The sequence below is a fragment of the Aliiroseovarius lamellibrachiae genome (genome assembly GCF_018599245.1).
GTDB lineage: Bacteria > Pseudomonadota > Alphaproteobacteria > Rhodobacterales > Rhodobacteraceae > Aliiroseovarius > Aliiroseovarius lamellibrachiae.
Map to the genome: position 1 here is coordinate 100362 of NZ_JAHEVJ010000002.1, position 21240 is coordinate 121601.

Annotated in this window: 21 protein-coding genes and 1 other RNA gene; 6 read left to right on the plus strand and 16 right to left on the minus strand. The window is 57.0% G+C overall.

Translation table 11 applies throughout. The features are described from left to right. Positions 1 to 88: 88 nt before the first annotated feature. The 4 genes from KKW20_RS03880 to hemF form a co-directional block, all read right to left on the minus strand. Positions 89 to 1264: an acetyl-CoA C-acyltransferase family protein gene (locus tag KKW20_RS03880; protein ID WP_214566241.1), complete on the minus strand. Its 1176-nt coding sequence runs from the start codon at positions 1262 to 1264 to the stop codon at positions 89 to 91. 102 nt (positions 1265 to 1366) lie between these two features. Further along, entirely contained in the window at positions 1367 to 1813 is a 447-nt protein-coding gene (locus KKW20_RS03885; RefSeq protein WP_214566243.1) for a MarR family winged helix-turn-helix transcriptional regulator, read from the minus strand. Between the two features lie 79 nt (positions 1814 to 1892). Beyond that, a complete protein-coding gene (locus KKW20_RS03890) occupies positions 1893 to 2399 on the minus strand; it encodes a hypothetical protein (protein ID WP_343207550.1) in 507 nt (168 codons plus the stop codon). 3 nt (positions 2400 to 2402) lie between these two features. Continuing rightward, on the minus strand, positions 2403 to 3317 hold the full coding sequence (gene hemF / locus KKW20_RS03895) for an oxygen-dependent coproporphyrinogen oxidase (protein ID WP_246534436.1): 915 nt from the start codon (positions 3315 to 3317) through the stop codon (positions 2403 to 2405). Between the two features lie 126 nt (positions 3318 to 3443). Between hemF and KKW20_RS03900 the strand changes: the two genes are divergently transcribed. Continuing rightward, on the plus strand, positions 3444 to 3803 hold the full coding sequence (locus tag KKW20_RS03900; RefSeq protein ID WP_214566245.1) for a hypothetical protein: 360 nt from the start codon (positions 3444 to 3446) through the stop codon (positions 3801 to 3803). A 25-nt stretch (positions 3804 to 3828) separates the two neighbouring features. Here the strand turns inward: KKW20_RS03900 and KKW20_RS03905 are convergent, their stop codons facing one another. From KKW20_RS03905 to KKW20_RS03920, 4 genes are all read right to left on the minus strand, one after another. After that, positions 3829 to 4656, minus strand: a complete 828-nt coding sequence (locus KKW20_RS03905; RefSeq protein WP_214566247.1) for an SDR family NAD(P)-dependent oxidoreductase — start codon at positions 4654 to 4656, stop codon at positions 3829 to 3831. A 36-nt stretch (positions 4657 to 4692) separates the two neighbouring features. After that, positions 4693 to 5682, minus strand: a complete 990-nt coding sequence (locus KKW20_RS03910; RefSeq protein ID WP_214566249.1) for a class I SAM-dependent methyltransferase — start codon at positions 5680 to 5682, stop codon at positions 4693 to 4695. A gap of 19 nt (positions 5683 to 5701) precedes the next feature. Then, entirely contained in the window at positions 5702 to 6022 is a 321-nt protein-coding gene (gene clpS, locus KKW20_RS03915; protein ID WP_425514256.1) for an ATP-dependent Clp protease adapter ClpS, read from the minus strand. 76 nt (positions 6023 to 6098) lie between these two features. Then, positions 6099 to 6338 (minus strand): hypothetical protein, encoded by a 240-nt coding sequence (locus KKW20_RS03920; protein ID WP_214566252.1) that lies wholly within the window; start codon positions 6336 to 6338, stop codon positions 6099 to 6101. Positions 6339 to 6572: 234 nt separating this feature from the next. Here KKW20_RS03920 and KKW20_RS03925 point away from each other — a divergent pair, with 234 nt between their 5' ends. Beyond that, positions 6573 to 7994 (plus strand): D-alanyl-D-alanine carboxypeptidase family protein, encoded by a 1422-nt coding sequence (locus KKW20_RS03925; RefSeq protein ID WP_246534437.1) that lies wholly within the window; start codon positions 6573 to 6575, stop codon positions 7992 to 7994. 64 nt (positions 7995 to 8058) lie between these two features. Here KKW20_RS03925 and KKW20_RS03930 read toward each other — a convergent pair whose 3' ends face one another. The 5 genes from KKW20_RS03930 to KKW20_RS03950 all read right to left on the minus strand — a co-directional run bounded on the left by KKW20_RS03930 (position 8059) and on the right by KKW20_RS03950 (position 14536). After that, positions 8059 to 9666 (minus strand): ABC transporter ATP-binding protein, encoded by a 1608-nt coding sequence (locus tag KKW20_RS03930; protein ID WP_214566254.1) that lies wholly within the window; start codon positions 9664 to 9666, stop codon positions 8059 to 8061. After that, positions 9663 to 10769 carry an ABC transporter permease gene (locus KKW20_RS03935; RefSeq protein WP_214566256.1) on the minus strand — a complete coding sequence of 369 codons (1107 nt, stop codon included), beginning with the start codon at positions 10767 to 10769 and terminating at the stop codon, positions 9663 to 9665. The genes KKW20_RS03930 and KKW20_RS03935 overlap by 4 nt, the downstream gene beginning before the upstream one ends. Positions 10770 to 10771: 2 nt before the next feature. After that, entirely contained in the window at positions 10772 to 11851 is a 1080-nt protein-coding gene (locus KKW20_RS03940) for a microcin C ABC transporter permease YejB (protein ID WP_214566258.1), read from the minus strand. A gap of 48 nt (positions 11852 to 11899) precedes the next feature. Then, a complete protein-coding gene (locus KKW20_RS03945) occupies positions 11900 to 13801 on the minus strand; it encodes an extracellular solute-binding protein (RefSeq protein ID WP_214566260.1) in 1902 nt (633 codons plus the stop codon). Positions 13802 to 14008: 207 nt separating this feature from the next. After that, positions 14009 to 14536: a c-type cytochrome gene (locus KKW20_RS03950; RefSeq protein WP_214566262.1), complete on the minus strand. Its 528-nt coding sequence runs from the start codon at positions 14534 to 14536 to the stop codon at positions 14009 to 14011. 118 nt (positions 14537 to 14654) lie between these two features. On the opposite strand from KKW20_RS03950, the gene KKW20_RS03955 reads away from it, so the two are divergent. Further along, positions 14655 to 15488, plus strand: a complete 834-nt coding sequence (locus KKW20_RS03955) for a prephenate dehydratase (protein WP_214566264.1) — start codon at positions 14655 to 14657, stop codon at positions 15486 to 15488. Between the two features lie 52 nt (positions 15489 to 15540). On the opposite strand, the gene KKW20_RS03960 is transcribed toward KKW20_RS03955, so the two are convergent. Beyond that, positions 15541 to 16008 (minus strand): SRPBCC family protein, encoded by a 468-nt coding sequence (locus tag KKW20_RS03960; RefSeq protein WP_214566265.1) that lies wholly within the window; start codon positions 16006 to 16008, stop codon positions 15541 to 15543. A gap of 68 nt (positions 16009 to 16076) precedes the next feature. Then, positions 16077 to 17039: an NAD(+) diphosphatase gene (gene nudC, locus KKW20_RS03965; protein ID WP_214566267.1), complete on the minus strand. Its 963-nt coding sequence runs from the start codon at positions 17037 to 17039 to the stop codon at positions 16077 to 16079. Between the two features lie 219 nt (positions 17040 to 17258). Between nudC and KKW20_RS03970 the strand changes: the two genes are divergently transcribed. The 3 genes from KKW20_RS03970 to rsgA all read left to right on the plus strand — a co-directional run bounded on the left by KKW20_RS03970 (position 17259) and on the right by rsgA (position 20639). Continuing rightward, positions 17259 to 19232 (plus strand): bifunctional 2',3'-cyclic-nucleotide 2'-phosphodiesterase/3'-nucleotidase, encoded by a 1974-nt coding sequence (locus KKW20_RS03970; RefSeq protein ID WP_214566268.1) that lies wholly within the window; start codon positions 17259 to 17261, stop codon positions 19230 to 19232. A gap of 47 nt (positions 19233 to 19279) precedes the next feature. Next, an RNA gene (gene ffs, locus KKW20_RS03975) (signal recognition particle sRNA small type) lies at positions 19280 to 19377 on the plus strand. A 212-nt stretch (positions 19378 to 19589) separates the two neighbouring features. Next, the gene (rsgA, locus tag KKW20_RS03980; RefSeq protein WP_214566269.1) at positions 19590 to 20639 is read left to right on the plus strand and encodes a ribosome small subunit-dependent GTPase A; all 1050 of its coding nucleotides are present in this window, start codon (positions 19590 to 19592) and stop codon (positions 20637 to 20639) included. Here the strand turns inward: rsgA and KKW20_RS03985 are convergent. Continuing rightward, a complete protein-coding gene (locus KKW20_RS03985; RefSeq protein ID WP_214566270.1) occupies positions 20636 to 21136 on the minus strand; it encodes a phosphatase domain-containing putative toxin in 501 nt (166 codons plus the stop codon). The two genes, rsgA and KKW20_RS03985, sit on opposite strands and share 4 nt — an antisense overlap. Between the last annotated feature and the right edge of the window lie 104 nt (positions 21137 to 21240).

Genomic DNA, 21240 nt, shown 5'->3' on the forward strand with positions numbered 1-21240 from the left:
ACTAGAAAACTAGTTTTCTAGTTTTAGTGGTGAGAAGGGCGCGGAATTCCACGCCCTGTTCTTGTTTTTCAGTGTGATGTTCCCGGTGTCAGCAGCGCTCAATCGCGATCGCAATACCTTGCCCGCCGCCAATACACATGGTGATCAACGCCTTGGACCCACCGGTCCGTTCAAGCTCATGCAGGGCTTTGAGGGTGAGGATCGCCCCCGTCGCCCCAACCGGATGGCCCAAAGCAATTGCGCCGCCATTTGGGTTAACCTTGGCAGGATCCAACCCAAGGGCTTTGTTCACGGCAATGGCTTGGGCGGCGAAAGCTTCATTTGATTCAATCACATCAAACTCGCCCACGGACAGTCCGGTTCTTGCAAGCAGGGCTTCCACCGCTGGCACCGGGCCAATCCCCATCACCTCGGGGCGCACACCGGCGGTTGCATAGCCCAAAATGCGCGCGCGTGGCTTCAGGCCCGCAGCTTCGGCAGCTTCAGCGCGTGCAAGCACCATCGCCGCCGCACCATCGTTGATGCCAGAGGCGTTGCCCGCCGTGACGGTGCCGTCTTTTTGAAAGGCGGTGCGCAGCCCGGCCAGTGCTTCGGCTGTGGTGGGCTTTGGATGCTCGTCACGCTTAAACTCAACCATCTCGCGACGCTGTTTGACCTCGATCGGCACAATCTCATCGTCGAAAAGACCGGCTTCAATGGCGGCTGCTGCGCGCTTTTGGCTTTCGAGCGCAAAAGCGTCCTGATCGGCGCGGTTGACATCATGTTCGGCCGCCACGTTTTCGGCGGTAATGCCCATGTGACCGGTGCCAAATGGGCAATTGAGCGCACCAAGCATCATGTCTTGCGCCCCCACGTCGCCCATCTTTTGCCCCCAGCGGGCTGCGGGCAAAATGTAAGGGGCGCGGCTCATGCTTTCGGCCCCGCCCGCAACGGCGAAATCCGCGTCCCCCAGCATCAAAGCTTGGGTGGCCGAGACAACGGCTTGTGCGCCAGATCCACACAGTCGGTTCACATTCATCGCGGGCGTTGTGTCAGGGATGCCTGCGTCCATCGCCGCGATACGTGACAGATACATATCGCGCGGTTCTGTGTTGATCACATGGCCAAAGACCACTTGGCCGATTTGGCCCGGCTCAACGCCCGCGCGCGCCATGGCTTCGCGGGTCACATGCGCGCCCAATGTGCTGGGTGGAATGGCGGCAAGGCTGCCCCCAAATGTGCCAATTGCGGTACGTGCGCCGCCGAGAATGACGATATCACTCATGGGAAATCCCCCTTATTTCGTTGCCGAAATCTTGCCACGCGGGGACCGGTTTGTCGCTTGTGACGTTTCGTCAGACATTTGCGCCGCAGCGTCAATATGGCATCAATCGTCCGAAGTGCGCCCATTGCCCAAGGCGTCGATCAAAAGGTCGATTTGCTGGCGGAAGTCTTTCGGGTTTTGCATCAAGGTCTCAAGCTCTTCTTGATAACTGCGGGCAATGGGGGCGAGGGCGTCAATCATCTCGCGGCCTTTTTCAGTCAGCTCAAGTTCCACCAAACGCCGGTCATGTGGATTGACGGTTTTGGTGATAAATCCGGCCCCCTCAAGCCGCGAGGCGGCGCGGCTGACCTTTGGCTTGTCCATGTCCACGCGTTTGTGGATTTCGCGCACGCTGACGCTGTTGGCTTGGCTTAGATGCGCCACCACACGCCATTCGGACACGGTGATGCCATATGCGTCGCGGTAGTGTTTTGAAAACTCTGCGCTGATGCGGCTGGACAGAACGGCGATTTGATAGGGCAAAAAGTCGTTGAGTTTAAATGCGGTCACGAATGCGGCCTTTCGTTGGTTGGTCAAAATCCTGCCCGGAAACGGGGGGCGAGGCAAGCAAGATCAACGCAGATGTGGTTCAGATCAAAGGATCATAGGCCCATTGCAACAAGGCTTGGCGTTGGCGCGGACGGCAGAAGATATCCCCCACATCGCAATTGGCGCGGATTTGGCCCGCATGCCGCGCAAAACCCCGCCAGCGTTTGATCTGTGTGGTATCGGTTTGCGGCAACCGGCGTCCCATGAAATAGCGACAATACCACTGAAACCATCCCCGTGGGTCAGGACCATAGATCCAACCCTTTTCGCGCCAGACCGACAGGGGTTGGCGGCTTTTGATGGCGAAGTAATTCAGCGCCGGATTGGGGGCGTCTGACAGTTTCGCACCCTCATACCAATCGGCGGGAAATTCATCCCGGCAATCGTTCAGGTATTTGCCTTCAAACACCCCCATCGCCAGCATTTCAGGCGGCGTGTGAAAGGGGGTGAAACCGGGATCGAACTCTTCGCCCATCGGGGCCTCAAGCTGGTATGAATACCCGGTCTGCATCCGGTCATTGACCTGGATGAAGTCCCCAACAGTCACAGCTCAGACCCATTTGGCCATTGGTGGCAGGCTCATCAGCACGGCGTTGGCGTCATGCCCGGTTGTCAGGCCAAACTTGGTGCCGCGATCATAGACCAGATTATATTCAGCATAGAGCCCGCGGTGCACCAATTGCTTGTCCTTGTCGCCCTCGTCCCAGACGGTGTCGCGGCGTTTTTCGGTCAGCGGGACAAAGGCGGGCAAAAAGGCGCGGCCAACGTCTTGGGTAAAGGCAAAGTCCGCCTCCCAATCACCGGTGTTGTGATCGTCGTAAAAGATCCCGCCCACGCCCCGCGCGCGACCCCGGTGCGGGACAAAGAAATACTCGTCCGCCCAGGCTTTGAATTTGTCATAGTAAGCCGGGTCATGGCTGTCACAGGCGCGCCCCATTTCCGCATGAAAATGCGCAGTGTCTTCGTCATATTCAATGCAAGGGTTCAGGTCTGCCCCGCCGCCAAACCACCACGCTTGCGGTGTCCAGAACATGCGGGTGTTCATGTGAACGGCGGGGGCGTGTGGGTTTTGCATATGCGCCACAAGCGAAATGCCTGCCGCCCAAAACTGTGGGTTGTCCTTGATGCCGGGTACGCCGCGCGCGGCCATTGCGCCCTGTGCGGCCTCGCCCAAAGACCCATGCACGGTTGAGATGTTCACGCCCACTTTTTCAAACACACGCCCGCCGCGCATCACGCTCATCAAACCACCACCCGCATCAGACCCATCGTCAGAGGTGCGTTTGGTTTCGGTCACCTCAAACCGACCCGCCGGAAGGGTCGCTGTGGGGCCTGTGGTTTGGCTGTCTTCTAGGGCCTCAAAGCTGGCGACAATCTGATCGCGAAGCTCCCGAAACCACGCGCTTGCACGGGATTTTTGGTCATCCATTTGGGTTGGCGTCTGGCTAGACATCTGTTCGGTCATAAAACTCTCCTGTTTCGCGCGCGGTTTGGTGGTGTTGAGCTAGCAGTTTTTCCCCTGACAAGCCAATGCGGCTTTTTTGTAAAATGACATGTGAATAGGGTGGAACACCGCAGGAGCAGCCCTGATATGTTTAGAAAAACCGCCACTGTGATCGGATTTACTGTGGTGCTCAGTGCATGCCAATCGCGCCCCCAAACCGTTGCGGTCTCTGCTGCTGATGGATGTCGACGCCAAATTTCGGCGAAACTGCAAGCGGTAGACACGCGGATTACGGCGCTTGAAGCCCTGCAATCGCGTGGGTATCGCACCCAGAACGCGCCGCTTAAAATCGCCAATCCGCTTAAGGTTTGCGCAAGCCCGGTGCCATTTGTCTCGCTTTGCACGCCGTCACCAAAAATCAAATCCAGCTTGCCGAGTTACGCGGACTACAAAGTGTCACAACGCGAGTTGGTGGCGCTGAAACACCAGCGAAAAGCACTGTTATAGCAACGCAAAAATTGCGGCTGAGGCATCAATGTGATGGGTTGCCCACCACATCAAGCAAGCTGCGCCCGCCGTCAATGGTCAGGATGTGACCGGTCATAAAGCCAGAACTGTCCGAGGTCAGGAATTGCGCGGCTTCGGCAATTTCATTTGCGCTGGCGATGCGGCCCAAGGGGGTGCCTTCGATCACATCCGCGCGGGTTTCTTTGTTGTCGCGGATGGTGTCACGCAGGCTTGCGCTCATCACGGAGCCAAAGCTGACGGCGTTGACGCGGATCCGGCTGGGGGCCAAAGCCACCGCCAGCGATCGGGTCATTTGATCCACCGCTGCGGACGCGACAGAATAGGCCAAAAGCCCCGGTTGCGTGCGCGTGGCCGCAATGGACGACAGATTTACAATGGCCCCAAGCGGGGTATCTTGCTCATCTTCCCCAAGATCCAACCCTTGCTGGATCATGCGTTTTGCCACCAACTGGCTTAGCCGCAAACTGGTCATCAGGTTTTGATCAAGCAGTGTCTGTACCGCCAGATTATCCGCATCCAAAGGGTCCGCGAGCATCACCTGACGCGAGGCATTGATCAGGATATCCACCCGTTCAAACGCGTCCATTGTGGCGGACAGCAGGTTGTTGATGGTCAGCTTTTCGCGAAGATCCCCGGCAAAAATGCGCGTCGGCGCCTCGGATGTTTCTTCGTCTTCGGGGTTTGGACCCCATTCATTCAACAGACGCGCCTCATCCATATCGGCGCACATGACATTTGCCCCGTGGTCGGCAAAATGGCGTGCGATGGCAAGGCCGATCCCATTGGCGGCACCTGTGATGATGGCGGTTTTACCAGCGATGGAAAATGACATGATGTCCTCCCTTAGTCCCGATCAGACCGACTGATCTTAGCGTTTCGCGCGACGTGGTTTTGCACATCGGATCACTTTAAACGCCGAAGTGCCACCAATTTCCGCAACTTCGTTGAAATGCTGCGAAAGTGTCTCTTCGTAGGGCAGGTGCCGGTTGGCCACCATAATGAACTGTCCGGCAACCTTCACGTTGTTCGCGGCCGAGCGAATGAACGCCCGTCCGATATCGGGATCGCCCTTGCGCCCTGTGTGAAACGGCGGATTTGAAATGATCAGATCATAAGGCGTGACATTGACATGTGTGGTCGCATCGCCCCAGATGAATTGCACGCGCTCGTCTTTGATATTCTCACGCGCGCAGTCAAGCGCGGTGATATTTGCCTCGACCAAATGCAGCTCCGCTACGTTTTCATGGCTGAGAATGTGGCGCGCCAGATAGCCCCACCCCGCGCCCAGGTCGGCAACCCGACCTTTGATGTCTTTGGGCAAAGCGGCGATCAGCGCAGCCGAGCCTTTGTCGATCCCATCAGCGGAGAATACGCCGGGTCGAGTGATAAACCCATCGGGCAACACGTTGGTGGTCGCCGCCCAATCGGCGACATCCGCATCCGTCATCCACGCGATTTTGCCGTGCGCTTTTGAGATCACGCCCTGCGTCGTTGATCGTTTGCTCAGCGCTTTTAACAGGCTTTCGATCCCGTCGGTCTTTTGCCCGTCAACGATGATCAAACCGCCATTGGTCGCAGCACTCGCCGCAGCAATCCAAGCTTGTGCAAGGGCTTTTGCGCGCGGCACACAGACAATGGCCGCTGTGAATTCGCCCTCAGGCGGCGTTGCGCTGACCGTCCAGCCGCGTTTTTCCCAAGCGTTATGGACCGGAAAATCCGGGGCCACGATCACGCAACGATCTTTGGGCAAATCAGACAGATTGGCATCGGCCGCAGGACCAAACACAACAATAGACCCGGTGTCTGGCAGGGTCAGGGCGCCATCTTTCAGCGCCAGTGGATATCTTGTTTGAAACATGTTTTCGCCGCTTGCGCGGTCACTCTCTTTCCATGGTGCATTGCAGGGGGTGCTGGTGTTCGCGCGCCATCTGCATCACTTGTGTGACTTTGGTTTCGGCCACTTCAAACGAGAATACGCCCGCCACGGCAAGTCCTTTTTTATGGACCGTCAACATCAGTTCAAAAGCCTGAGCATGGTTCATACCGAAAAAACGCTCGAGGATCATGACCACAAACTCCATCGGCGTGAAGTCATCGTTCAGGATCATGACCTTATACATTGGTGGACGGCGCGTTTTCGGCTTGGTTGCCAGCGCAAGGCCCGCATCACCATCATCGTCGCCATCTTGGCCGGTCAATACATAAGGATCAACGCTCAAGGAAATACTCCAGATTTTCAAGCGTGGCCATTTTGGCCAATCTAGGGCTCGACATCTAATATAAGGTTACAAGCGCCGTTTCTAAAGTGCCCAAAGCCATTGTGGCATTGGGAATAGCGTGGCTCTTATCAGACTGCAGGTAAAAATCACAACAATTGGTTTCAGCGCGGGGATTTTCTGTGGCAATTTGAACAGCCTTTGTTTGATTTGGCGGTGCGGTTTTCTGGGACTTTAAGTGGCGAAAAACAAGAGAGTTAAGGGTGATGTTTGTGCCCCGATCGGCAAGCAAAGCCATAGATCTGGTGGGGGATCTTGCCTCTGACCACGACATTTTGTGGGCGTGTTTTCGCGGCCACGCCGAAAACCATTGAAAAGAATATGTTTTCCAGAGCGCCTGCTTCGTGTTAGTCTGTAAAAAAACAAACGGGCGCTAGATCCGATTTGAGGCAGAAAAGGTGACGACGTGCGGACACGTCTTGGGCAGTGGGCCAATTTTTGGCGATTCCTTGCAGTATTTAGCTGTTTTTCGATGCTTGCCGCGATGCAAGCCGCGGCCGCGCCCTATGCGGCCATGGTTATTGACGCGCGCTCGGGCAAAGTGCTTCACGCACGCAATGCGGACACGCAATTGCACCCGGCATCTTTGACAAAAATGATGACACTTTACATCGCGTTTGAAGCCATCAAACGCGGTGAAATCACGTTGGATACGGTGGTGAAAATCACCTCCAAGGCTTCTGCGGAACCGCCCTCCAAACTGGGCTTGCGCACGGGGCAGAAAATCAAGTTTCGCTACTTGATCCGGGCGGCTGCGATTAAATCCGCCAATGATGCGGCCACGGCAATCGGGATCGCGATCTCTGGATCAGAGGCCGCATTTGCGCGCCGCATGAACCGGACCGCCAAAGCATTGGGCATGACACGCACACGGTTCAAAAACGCCAACGGGCTGACCGAAAGCGGTCACTTGTCCACGGCACGGGACATGACCACGTTGGGGCGCCATTTGTTCTTTGACCACCCGGATTACTACAACCTCTTTTCGCGCCGCACAGCGGATGCTGGAATGCGCAAGGTCAACAACACCAACACGCGGTTCTTAAACAGCTATCGCGGCGCGGATGGGATCAAAACCGGCTATACGCGCGCCGCTGGGTTCAACCTTGTGGCGTCAGCAGAACGGGGCAGCGAACGGATTATCACCACGGTGTTTGGCGGGCGTTCAACCGCGTCGCGCAACGCCAAAGTGGCCGAGCTGATGGATCTGGGGTTCCGCCGCGCACCCAGCCGGGTTGCCGTGCGCAAACCCGCACTTCCAACCTATGTGGGCGAGGTGCCCGCGCCAGGGGCCGCCGGGAAAACCATTCGCCTGGTGACCACGGTTAAGACAAGCCCACGCCCGAAAATGCGACCTGCAATGGCAGCACCAGAACCGGTGTTAACCGCACAGCTGAAAGCGATCACCGAGGGGATTACAGAAGCGGTTGCTGACGTGGCGCGCGCGGACACTCAGGTGGCGGACGCACCCATTACAACCCCGATCGCCCCGCCAACCACGGCGCCTGCGAAAGTCACCCTCGTCGGCAGCGATATTGCCCCCGCATCAGCGATTGCGCCGCCGCCGCGTCCCGCTGCGATTGTACTGGCCTCAGCCGCCCCGCGCCCTGCCACCCCTGTAAAACAAGAGGTGGTCACGCGAATGTCCACATCTGGCGGTCGCCATTGGGGCATCAACGTCGGCGTTTTGGCGTCGCGCTATCAGGCTGAACGCTTGTTGTTGAAAACCGCGCTAAAGGAAATCGACACCTTGGATGACGCCTTGCGCAAAGTCGTGAACCGTCCACGCGGATGGTATGCAAACTTTGTTGGCATGACCGAGGAACAGGCAAGCATGGCCTGTCGTCGCCTGCAAGCGCGCAGTTCTGATTGCAAGGTGATTGGGCCGTCCTGATCCTGCGAAAATCGCAATTCAAAGGGCGTGTCTTGGACGCGCCCTTTTTTGTTGCGGCATGCCCTTATTGTGACACAGCGTCGGATGCTTTCATATCAAACGCAGCGGCCATCAGGGCGCGGGTATAGTCGGTCTGTGGCGCGTCAAAAATCTGATCGGCCGAGCCGCTTTCCACAATGTCCCCGGTGCGCATCACCAGCACCTTATGGGCCAAGGCACGCACCACCCGCAGATCATGGCTGATGAACAAATAGGCCAGCCCATATTTTTCTTGCAGGTTCCGCAACAGATCAACGATTTGCACCTGAACCGTCATATCAAGCGCCGACGTCGGTTCATCCAACACCACCAGTTTCGGCCGCAGGATCATCGCGCGGGCAATGGCAATACGTTGGCGTTGACCACCTGAAAACTCATGCGGATATCGGTGCATCGTGGCCGGGTCCAGCCCGACCTCTTCCATGATCTCTGCAACCATTTCCGTGCGATTGCGACCGGGTTCCAACCCGTGGACCGATAGACCCTCGGCGATGATTTCCTCGGCTGTCATGCGCGGGGAAAGCGACCCGTAAGGGTCCTGAAACACGATCTGCATGTCACGGCGCAGGGGTTGCAATTGGCGCGACTTCAGCCCCTGAATATCTTCGCCCAAAAACACCACAGGCCCAACGGAGCTGATCAACCGCATCACAGCAAGCGCAAGCGTGGTTTTGCCTGATCCACTTTCGCCCACGATGCCCACAGTTTCGCCTGCGCGCACCGAAAAGCTTGCGGCATTCACCGCCTTGATGTGACCCACCGTGCGGCGCATCAACCCGCGTTGCACCGGGAACCAGATGCGCAAATCATTTGTGTTGGCGATTTCAGGTGCATTTTTCGCAACCGGGACAGGGCGTCCTCGGGCTTCGGCGTTCAGCAGGCTTTTGGTATAGTCATGCTGTGGGTTGTCGAAAATCTCAGCGGTGGGGCCAGTTTCAACGATTTCACCACCTTTCATCACACAGACCCGGTCGGCGATTTTGCGCACGATGCCAAGGTCATGAGTGATGAACAAAAGGCTCATCCCTTCGGCCTCTTTCAGGTTCATCAACAGATCAAGAATTTGCGCCTGAATGGTCACGTCGAGCGCGGTTGTCGGTTCATCCGCCACCAAAAGCTCCGGCCCATTGGCAAGCGCCATCGCGATCATCACCCGCTGGCGTTGCCCGCCAGACAGCTGGTGGGGATAGCTTGACAGTCGGTCTTCAGCGTCCCGAATGCCGACCTTTTCAAGCAGATCCAGAATGCGCGCGCGCACCGCGTCGCCGGTGAGGCCCTGATGCAGGATAATCGATTCCGCCAGTTGCTTTTCAATGGTGTGCAGCGGATTGAGCGAGGTCATCGGCTCTTGGAAGATAAAGCTGATATCATTGCCCCGGGCCGCACGCAGATCCGCGTCTGACGCGCCAATCATTTCGCGGCCCTCATATGTGACCGAGCCTTCGACCGTTGCGCTATCAGGCAACAAGGCCACGGTCGACAGGGCGGTCACGGATTTCCCGGATCCGCTTTCGCCCACCAACGCCACGGTTTCGCCTTTGCCCACCTCAAAACTTACCCCACGCACGGCGGGGTGCAGCTGGCCGTCTTGACGAAAACTCACACGTAGATTGTCAACTTTGAGAACACTCATTGGAACGTCTTTCGCGGGTCAAACGCGTCGCGCACACCTTCGAAAATGAAGACAAGCAGCGACAGCAGGATGGAAAAGGTCATGAAGGCGGTAAAGGCCAGCCACGGCGCTTGCAGGTTGGCTTTTGCTTGCCGGGTCAGTTCACCCAGGGACGGTGCTGAGGATGGCAGGCCAAAGCCAAGGAAATCCAGCGTGGCAAGGGTCGAAATGGTGCCGGTGATGATGAAGGGCAGCATGGTCAGCGTGGCGACCATCGCGTTGGGCAACACATGGCGGTACATGATCACGCGGTTTGACACCCCAAGCGCGCGGGCGGCACGCACGTATTCAAAGTTGCGGGCGCGTAAGAATTCCGCCCGGACCACACCCACCAAAACCGGCCAGCCAAACAGCACGGTGACAAAGACCAACAGCCAGAAGCTGCGCCCCAGAATGGCAAAAAGAATGATGATCACGTAAAGCGACGGGGTGGATCCCCAGATTTCCAGCACACGTTGGAAAATCAGATCAACCTTGCCGCCGAAATAGCCCTGAATGGCCCCGGCGGCGATGCCGATGATCGAGGTTAGGATGGTGACGATAATGGTGAAAAACACCGAAAGTCGAAAGCCATAGATCACCCGCGCCAGCACATCGCGCGAGGTGTCATCGGTGCCCAACAGGTTCTGTGCGGTGGGCGGTGACGGCACCGCCCCGCCGGTGTCGACGATGGTGGTGTAACTGTAGCGCACCGGTGGCCAGACTATCCACCCCGCCTCGATATTCGCACCATTCACCACGCCGGTTTGGGCCTGTTCAATCACCCCTTCGGGATCATCCCAACAGTCTTGCAGCCCGCCGGATTTGATCAGGCATTGCACTTCGATATCGTCATAGGGTGCTTCGGTTTTGAAATCCCCGCCAAAGGTGGTTTCGGGATAAAACTTCAGGATCGGCGCATAAATCTCGCCGCGATATTGCACAAGGATCGGTTTGTCATTGGCAAGAACCTCGGCGAAAAGCGTCAACCCAAAGAGGATGCAAAACAGGATCAGCGACCAGAAGGCGCGGCCATTGCGGCGAAAATTGCGCCAGCGGCGTTGGTTGAGGGGGGAAAGCGCCATGGTCAAGCCTCCCGCGCTTCAAAGTCGATGCGGGGATCGACAAAGACATACATGAGGTCGGACAGGATGCCGACAACAAGGCCAATGATGCCAAACACAAAAAGCGTGCCGAAAATCACCGGATAGTCACGCTGCAACGCGGCCTCGAACCCAAGGCGGCCAAGCCCGTCGAGCGAGAACAGCGTTTCAATAATGACCGAGCTGCCGAAGAACACACCCAAAAACAGGGACGGGAAACCGGCGATCACAATCAGCATCGCGTTGCGAAACACATGGCCATAAAGCACCTTGTTTTCCGCCAAGCCTTTGGCGCGCGCGGTGACCACATATTGTTTTTTGATCTCGTCCAGAAAGCTGTTTTTCGTCAACAGGGTGAGCGTGGCAAAGCTGGCAATTGTTGAGGCGATCACCGGCAAAGCAATGTGCCAGAAGTAATCCACCACTTTTCCGATCAGGCTCAGATCTTCCCAATTGTCCGACGTCAGCCCGCGCAACGGGAACCATTGAAAGTAAGAGCCACCCGCGAACAAAACCAGCAAAAGGATCGCAAACAGAAAGCCGGGGATGGCATAGGCCACGATGATCATGCCCGAGGTCCAAGTGTCAAAACGTGATCCGTCACGCACCGCTTTTTTGATGCCCAAGGGGATCGAAATCACATAGGCGATGACCGTGGACCAAAGCCCCAATGTGATCGACACGGGCAGCTTTTCCGCCACCAATTCAAACACGCCAATTGACCGGAAATAGCTTTCACCAAAGTCTAACCGCATGTAATTCCAAAGCATTCCGAAAAACCGCTCAACGGGTGGCTTGTCAAATCCGAACTCTTTTTCAAGCTCGGCAATGAATTCCGGTGGCAATCCGCGCGAGCCGAGGTAACGTTCGTCCCCGCCTGCGCTGCTGACCTCGCTGCCGCCACCGGTGATCGCCTCAAACACATTCCCTTCGCCTTCCATCTGGGCGATGATCTGTTCAATGGGGCCGCCCGGCACAAATTGGGTCAGGGTGAAATTGATCACCATGATCCCGAACAGCGTCGGAATGATCAGAAGTAGCCTGCGCAGGATATAAGCGCCCATTTTGGGTCCCGTTCTTATCTGTTATGCTCAATATTGGGTGGTGTGTGATTAACGCAGCACACCCGAAGATTTCAAGGCCGCGGCTTTGTCCGCATTCACCCACCAAAAATCCAGATAGCCCAAATCATAGGGGGGCAGGGGATCAGGGTGTTCAAACTGGTTGTAATAGGCGACGGTGTATTTGTCTTTGTACCATTGTGGCACGGTGAACCTCAGCGCGCGCAGCACGCGATCCAGGGCCTTTACGCCCACCACCAGCTCTTCCTTGGTGTGGGCGTTGCGGATCGTTTCGATCAAGCTGTCAACCGCTGGGTCGGACACACCGGGCGAGTTGAACACCGACACCGCCGCTTCTTTTGACCCAAAGCGCTGTTCCAGATTGCCGCCGGGTTCATACCCAAGCGCCAGACTGTCGGTGATAATGTCGTAATCAAACGCATAACGCCGATCGACAAACTGCGATGTATCGACCCGGTTCAATTTGGCATCCACGCCGATTTTGCGCAGGTTTTCCACGTAAGGTGTGATCACGCGATCAAAGGTCGGGGAATAGGTCAGAAACTCGATATCAAGGGTTTGGCCTTGCGCATTGCGCCGCATGCCATCGTCGCCCACAGCCCAACCCGCATCGTCCAAAAGTGCCGAAGCCTTGCGCGCGTTTTTACGGTCAAACTGGCGCTTGCCAGAGGTCGGCGCCATGATGGCTTCGCCCAAGGCCCCATCAGGCAAGAGATCCGCCAAAGGTTCCAATAGGGCACGTTCTTCGGCCGAAGGTTCGCCCGTCGCCTCAAGGTAGGAATTTTCGGTAAAGCTGTTCACGCGCTCGTAAAGCCCATAAAACAGCGCCTCATTGGACCACTTGAAATTGAACATCAGGCCAATGGCCTCGCGCACGCGAATGTCCTGGAATTTCTCATGCCGCATGTTGAACACATAGGCCTGCCCGGATGCTTGGCTGCCATCCTCCAACTCGGTCTTGATCACATGCCCATCGTCGATGGCGGGAAAATCATAGGACGTCGCCCATTGTTTTGAGCTGCTTTCCACGCGGAAGGTATACGCCCCGCCTGTAAAACCCTCAAAGGCGGCGTTGCTGTCGGCAAAATACTCCACCCGGATGGTATCAAAATTCCAGCGCCCTTTGTTGATCGGCAAGTCCTTGCCCCAATAGTCGGGGTTCAGCTTATAGATAATGCGTTCGTTGACCTTAAAACTGTCAAGCACATAAGGGCCGGTGCCCAGGGCCTGTTCCAACCGGCTTTCATCCAACCGCGCACCGGTTTCTTTGTACCAAGCCTCAGACATGACAATGCTGGCACCTGCTTGCTCAATCCGTTCGCGCACCGGGCTTTCATCGGTAAAGGTGAACTTCACCCGGTCCTCATCCAAAGCTTCAACGCCTTTGATGATCCGACTGACCCCTTCGCGGTAACTGATCAGACCCTGCTCCATAAAGAGATTATGGGTAAACACCACGTCGCTTGCCTTCACATCGCTGCCATCGGCAAACCGTGCTTTGGGATGCAACGTGAAAATAACCCAGCTTTGATCCTCGGGGTATTCGATGCTTTCGGCAAGAAGCCCGTAAGAGGTGCCAATTTCATCCGCTGTCCCGGTCAACAACCGCTCAAAATTCATCGAGGCGAGCGCCCCCGGCACCCCTTTGCGCGCGTAGGGGTTAAAGCTGTCGAATGTGCCGCGTTCCGAGGCGATGATAATCTCTCCCCCTTTGGGCGCATCCGGGTTCACATAGGCAAGATGTGTGAAATCTGGGCCGTATTTGGGCGTGTTGAAATAGGAATAGGCGTGTGTCGTCACCGTGTCTTCAGCCCGCACCCCGTGCGCCGACATCAAAACACAGGCCGCCGAGATCAATCCCATAAGCGCAAGATGTAACCGAGGGTGAGGTTGGGCGTGGGGTTTGGATGTGGCTTGCGGGGTGTGCTGCATTGGGGGCTCCTCCGATGACGCGCGCATTTCAACTGTTCCAAGCTAAAACTGCACCTTGGTAACATTCAAGGCGCAACTTGGTGATCAGCGTATTATCACACCGTCCCGCGCATCTGACGTGAGCGCAACAGAAAAAGGCCGCCAGCGCGGGGCTGACGGCCTTTTAATGGAAAAATGTCAGGCGCTTAACCGGCGCATGCCCGGCGTTTAGCCACCGATCGTCTGCAAATAGGCGATCAGGTTTGCGCGGTCGGTCTCTTTCTTGAGGCCCTTAAAGGTCATCTTGTTGCCCGGCGCGTAAGCTTTCGGGTTTTCCAACCAATGGTTCAGGTTCTCTGGTGTCCAGTCGCCACCCAACCCGGTCAGAGCATCCGAATACTTAAAGCCGTCAATTGCGCCAACCGCGCGGCCAACAACCCCAAACAGGCTGGGGCCAGTGCCGTTCGCGCCCTCTTCCAGCTTGTGACAAGCTTTACACTTGCTCCAGGCTTTTGCACCTTTTGCAGGGTCCGCAGCAGCCAGAAGGTCAGCAAAAGGCACGGCCTCTACCACTTCTTCTTCAGCATGTGCGCCATCAGCAACCGCCAGCACATAGCCGGTGGCTGCGTGGTCTTCGCCACCATGCCCGCCGCCCGAGGTATACAGGCTTCCTGCTACCCAGTTGCCCAAAAGGAAGATCAGCAGCGCACCGCAAAGGGCCCCGCCAGCTTTCGTCAGTGTCATTGTGTCGAACATGTCGCGTTCCGTCTCATCCAAAGTTAAAAGCCTTCTAGCCGCTTCCCTTGTGACATTTCAAGCGATATGACGCCGCACTACGGGTGTAATGCAGCTAATTCGCAGGAGAGTGGCACAAATGACCGGTCGGATCGCATTTCAGGGGGACCCTGGCGCCTATTCACACGAGGCTTGTATCGCGGCACGCCCGGATCTTGAGCCGATGCCGTGTGAGACATTTGAAGACGTGATTGCCGCGGTGCGCTCTGGTGCTGCCGATCAGGCGATGCTGCCAATTGAAAACTCGACCTATGGCCGCGTGGCTGACATTCACCGCCTGCTGCCCGAAAGCGGGCTGCATGTGTTGGACGAAGCATTTGTACGCGTGCGCATCAGCCTGTTGGGGCTGCCCGGCAGCAAAATCAGCGACATCCATCAGGTGCGTGCGCATCTTGTGCTGCTGCCGCAATCCGCCAACTTCCTGAAATCACATGGGATCAAAGGGATCGCAGCGGCGGACAGCGCCGGGGCGGCGGGCAAGCTGGCCAAAACCAAAGTGGCAAATGAAGGCGTCCTGGCCTCATCCCTGGCGGGGAAAATTTACGGGTTGGAGGTCCTGGCCGAAGATATCGAAGATCACGGCCATAACACAACGCGCTTTGTGGTCATGGGCCGCGAACCCAATCATACGCGGCGCGGCGATCACGGCATGATCACAACTTTCGTCTTTCAGGTCCGCAACATTCCCGCCGCCCTTTACAAAGCGATGGGTGGGTTTGCGACCAACGGTGTGAACATGACCAAGCTGGAAAGCTATATGGTCGACGGATCCTTCACCGCCACCCGGTTTTACGCCGATATTGACGGCCACCCAGATGATGCGAATGTGAAGCGGGCGTTGGACGAGTTGGATCACTTCACCGAAACGGTGGATATTCTAGGTGTCTACCCGCGCGACCCAAGCCGGGATTAAAACCCAAGACGGAACAGGGTGTGATGCACAGGCGATTCGCTGCGCGATCAGATCAGGCCCGCGATTTGGCCTGATCTTCAATGTTCTGCGCAAAATCTGCGACCCGACGGCGGAATTTCTTCACCATATTTCCACGCGCCAGCTTCATGGATTGCAACAAAAGTCGCGCAGGAATGGATTTCGGTTTCAGGTCAAGAACCAGATCCAGACGGGTGCGGTTCGGTGACAAGGCCATCAATTCAACCAGAACAGTTGCCTCGATCCCCGACACTTTTGACAACAACGTCAGCCCGTGCGGCGCATCATATCCGATCAGCTTCATATTGGCCTCGCGGTCCCGGTTGCGAAACGGAAACTTGGCTTGCCAAGACATGCCCGCGCCCGGCGCCGACAGATGGTCGGTGCGTACAACCTCTGCCCCCCGTCGCAGCGCGGCCCGTTCCAGACCATCAAAATCGGACACAGAGGCAAAGACATGTTCGATGTCAGCTGCGATATCTTCGCGGGTGGTGAACTTCATGTTTGCCTCTCAGTAGATGGTGACGCAGGGTAAGCCCCACGCTATATTTTGCGTGCCTTAACTTGCGTTTAATCGAGCCGATCCGCAAGCCAGTTTCGCAACAAGAAATGCGCAATTGAGCCGGGGCGTGCGGGCAATAGATCAGGATTTCCACCGGCAAAGGACGTCATTGCTTCTTCGCGGGTGATCCACAAGGCGTCTTCCAACTCGTGCGGATCCAAGGTGATCTCATCGGTCAGGGCTTCGCCTTGGGTGCCAATCATCAGGGACGCAGGAAATGGCCACGGTTGCGAAGCAAGATAAGACACCTCGCCGACCTGAATGTTGGTCTCTTCCAGCACTTCGCGACGGGTCGCGGCCTCAATCGTTTCACCGGGTTCCATGAACCCAGCAAGCAAGGAATACATCCCATCCGGCCAGCCCGGCGAACGCCCCAGCAACACGCGATTTCCGTGGGTGATCAGCATAATGACCACGGGATCGGTGCGCGGAAAATGGAACCGGCCACAGGCAGGGCAATTACGTTGCCATCCGGCCTGCGCCATGTCGGATTTCTCGCCACAGGCGGCACAGAATTGATGGCTGCGATGCCATTCCAAAATGGCGCGGGCGGTGGCGGCAATCTCGGCCTCTTTGGGGGACAGCGCGGTCAACATCATTCGGATTTCCATAAACCCAGCGTCGGCATCTGCCTGCGGATGGGGATATGTTTCAGTGTCCAAAAATGTGTTTGCCAGATCTGAGCTTGCCTCTTCCCAATCGGGAATATTGCAGGCGAAAATGGCGTGTCCGTCGGACAGCCCAAGGAAAACCGGGGGGGTATTGCGTTTTGCAATGATCGGATGCGTTTCGCCAACCATCACCAGGGCACGCGCCCCTTGGTGGTCTGTTTTCACCAAAGGTTTGCCCCGCCAAATCGGTAGGAACTGCCCGGTTTTTTGCAGCTTTTTCAGGTGCGCCTGATCGGACCTTACGGTGGCGGCGCGATCAAGAAGGCCAGCGCCAAGACTTACAGTTTCAGATAATTTCATAACTATTTCCGTGTTTTACCGAAGGGATGAGCCAGGATTACGCATTTATTAACATAGGAAAGGAACATCCTTGAGTAGAGTTTGACGGTTTCACTCATCTTTTGCTGGTGAGTGTCGCAGATCGACGATAAGCTGGTGTTGCAAAACAATAATCTCGACGCTGCGAAAGGCCTTTTGAATGCCTAACGCAGCTTCAGGTAATGGGAAAGGTGCAAAGGCGTGGCGGATGCCTTGGCAGATCAGAACGACCGGACGGACCACCACGCTGACTGCTGTCGGATGCGTGTGCGCCTGTTGGCGACCACTGATTTGCATATGCATATCTTGCCCTATGACTATCTGACGGATCTACCCACCGGACGCTGGGGCCTGTCGCAGACCGCCAGACTTATTCAACAGGCCCGGATGGAAGAACGCAATTGTTTGCTGTTGGATGCGGGTGACTTTCTGCATGGAACGGCAATGGGGGATTTCGTCGTGGACAGCGCGCATAGTGCAGACGGCGAGGCTGAGGGTGACGGCCCCGTGCACCCAATGATCGCGGCGATGAACCACCTGCGCTATGATGCGGCGACCTTGGGAAATCATGATTTTGACCGCGGCGTGGATGTGCTTTTATCCGCCATTGAACAGGCCGAGTTTCCAATCGTTTCGGCCAACACCGTGTTTGAAAAGGGCGACCGCCCGGTTCACGACAGTACATTTGTGCCGCCCTACACCATCCTCAACCGATCCTTTGAAAACAGTTTTGGCGAACGGCAATTGGTGCGCATCGGGGTGATCGGCTTTTTGCCGCCAAACTCGATCCACGCAGGCGCTGACCAAGCCCTCGCCCCGCAAACGCGTGACATTATTGAAGCGGCGAAATCCTTTGTGCCTCGACTGCGGGCCAAAGGGGTCGATCTTGTGGTGGCGGTGGCGCACACGGGCATCGGCGATGCGACCCATACCGAGGGGATGGAAAACGCAGTTGTGCCGCTTTGTGCAATCGACGGAATTGATGCGGTCATCGGCGGGCACTCTCACCAGATTTTCCCGCGCCCTGAAAACGGCACGCCGCCATCGGAACATCAATGGTTTGATCAGGCCGAAGTGGATGCCACGCGGGGGCTGGTTCACGGTGTGCCAGTGGCCATTCCGGGGTTTTGGGGATCCCACCTTGGGGTGATTGATCTGGACTTGGAAGAGCACCCGGATGGGTGGGCCGTTGTCTCGCCGGCCGGGGCCGCCCCCGCGTCGTCGTTAAGGGAAGTCAACAATGAGGATAGCCAAGCGATTGAACCGGTCACGCCCGAGTTTTCTGAACTGCTGGGACAACTGCACGAAAGCACGTTAATGCATGTCCGCACGCGGGTTGGCTATGTGCATAAAAACCTGAACAGTTATTTTGCCCTCATCGGGGCCGACCAATCCACCCGGTTGGTGCAACAGGCGATGACATCTTTTACCCAGCAGCTGATCGACGCAGGGGCCGCCCCCGATCTGCCGGTGCTTGCCTCATCTGCCGCCTTTAAATGCGGGGGGCTTGGCGGGCCGGGATATTACACGGCCATCCACCCCGGCGAGCTGACCTTGCGATCGGTTGCTGACCTTTACATGTTCCCGAATGAACTTGCCTTGGTGCGCGCCAATGGGGCCTATTTGCGGGCCTGGCTGGAACGCGCGGTGAGTGTGTTTAATCAGGTTGAACCGGGCAAGCGTTGTCAGGCGCTTAAGGACGCAAGCACACCTGGTTATCTGTTGGAAAGCGTCTTCGGCCTCAACTACCGGATTGATCTGTCCCAGCCCGCGCAATTCACCCCCACCGGGCGGTTGCAAAATGAACAGGCGGGGCGGATTGCGGATCTGGCTTTTGCTGGCAAACCGGTTCGCGACCATGATGAATTCCTTCTGGCGACCAGCGATTTTCGCATTCGTGGTGGCGGCGGCTTTCCGACCATCAACTCCGATCGAATCGTCCCAGTGAAACCAATGTCGATCCGCGACCTCGTGCGCCACTATATTCAGGACGTTGAACGGGTCGAACTGGTGGAAGAACCGCAATGGTCGTTTGTGCCTGTTGACGGCGCATCGGTGCAATTCCCTTCCGCGCCAAGTGCGGCGGCCTGTCTGAACGAGGCATCGTGGCTGAATATCCGGGCGATGGATGAAAAAGACAGCTATGGGTTTGCGCAATTTGAACTGATGCTTTGATGTGCCTTGGGCTTGCATCCGGCCCAAACCCCGCCTATATCAACGCCTGAGAGGTTGGCGCGGGCAGGCGCCTCGCCAACCTGGTCAGATCCGGAAGGAAGCAGCCACAACGAGCCCCGCTTGGGTCGTGATCAGCCTCTCACCCACGTCAACATCCGAAGGATTTGACGGCGACAGGTGAAACACCGTTTCGCCGAGAGCATAAACGCCAGATGGAGGGACTTTATGATTGTCATGCACACCCTTCAGGCAGCGTCATTCTGATCCGCACTTGCGCGATTTCTGCCTGATCCACCTTTTTGCCATCGCGCCTTGCGGTGTCCGAAAAAGCTGTGAATTTTTGAAGCAGGCAACACAATGACCTACACTCTTAAGGACCTGGGATGGTCCAACTATTTTGCACAACAAACACACGAACTCGCGGGTGATCTCGACACTGACATCACTGAGGATGCGATGTTTCGTATCATCGAGGTGCGCCGTGACAAGCTTTTGGGATTGGGCGCCGCTGGCCCCCAAACCCTTCACCCGGATCGTGAAACCGGGGAATTTGTGGTCGGCGACTGGGTGGCCGTGGATGATCTTTTCCGCGTGATCGCTTTGTTTGACCGCAAAACGATCTTAAAACGCCGCGCCGCCGGGACCGATGTGCGCGTGCAGCTGATCGCCGCAAATGTCGACACGCTGTTTGTCGTCAGCTCGTGCAACGCCGATTACAACGAGGCCCGGCTGGAACGCTATATGGCGCTTGCGGCGGAGGCGGAGTGCTTTCCTGTTTTGGTGCTGACCAAATCCGATGAATGTGACGACCCACGCAGCCTGATGCGCCAAGCCGAACGGCTGGCCCCGGCCTTGCCCGTTCTGACCGTGGATGCCCGTACCGAAGAGGCGGTGGCGCAATTGGAACAATGGGTGCGACCGGGGCAAACCGCCGCCCTTTTGGGGTCCTCTGGCGTGGGAAAAACCACTTTGTCCAATGGTTTGACGGGGATCGAGGCCGCAACGGGCGGCATTCGTGAAGACGACGCCAAAGGCCGCCATGTGACCACCGCGCGTTCGCTTCGACCGATGAAAAACGGTGGCTGGTTGATCGACACACCGGGGATGCGCGCGCTTCGGCTGGCGGATGCAACAGACGGGATCAACGCGCTGTTTGAAGACGTGGTTGAACTGGCGGGCCAGTGCAAGTTTTCCAACTGCGCACATGATACGGAACCGGGATGTGCGGTCCAATCGGCCATCGCGGCGGGGGATCTGGAGGTGGACCGTCTGACGCGTTGGCGCAAGCTGACGGCAGAGGATGAGCGCAACAATCAAAGCCTTGCCCAATCGCGCGCGCGCGACAAAGCGTTTGGCAAAATGGTGCATTCCACCCTGAAAGGGGCGCATCACAAAAAGGGGCGTTAAACCCCGGACAAATGGGGAGCAGCGGCCCAGAGCTGTTGCTCCTCGGTTTCGACCGCACAGGGCCGCACGGCGCGAAGCCGCGCCAAAGCCGTGTCAGGCGCCTCGCCCATTTCCACCATCAACCGCATCGCCATCATGCCCGACCGGCCACAGCCGCCGCGGCAATGCGCCAGCACTTTGCCACCAGATTTCAAGATCGCATTCGCCAGCATCGATACCTCGGGCCAGGCGGCAATGATATCCTTGGACGGTGCGCCGAAATCTGTGATCGGCAGCGCATACCAACTGATATCGAGGTCTTGCAGGTCGTCACCCAAAGTGGCCGCGCCTTCTGCCGCCATTTCACTGTCTTGTGTCATGGTCAGCACCAAATCGGGCGCCCAGCTTTCTAAGATTGCAAAATCGTCGGCGTAGCGGCCAAAGCGACCGGGCAGGGGGCAAAGGCCCAACTGGCCTGCCCCAACCTGCAACGCGTGGATGGTAAATGTCTCGCTCATGCGGCGGGTCTAACATGGGGGCGGGGCAAGGCCAAGCTGCGGCGGCGTTCTTTGGTGGACGCGGGCGGTCGGGATGCCTAATCTGGCCCGGAACGCATACCGTA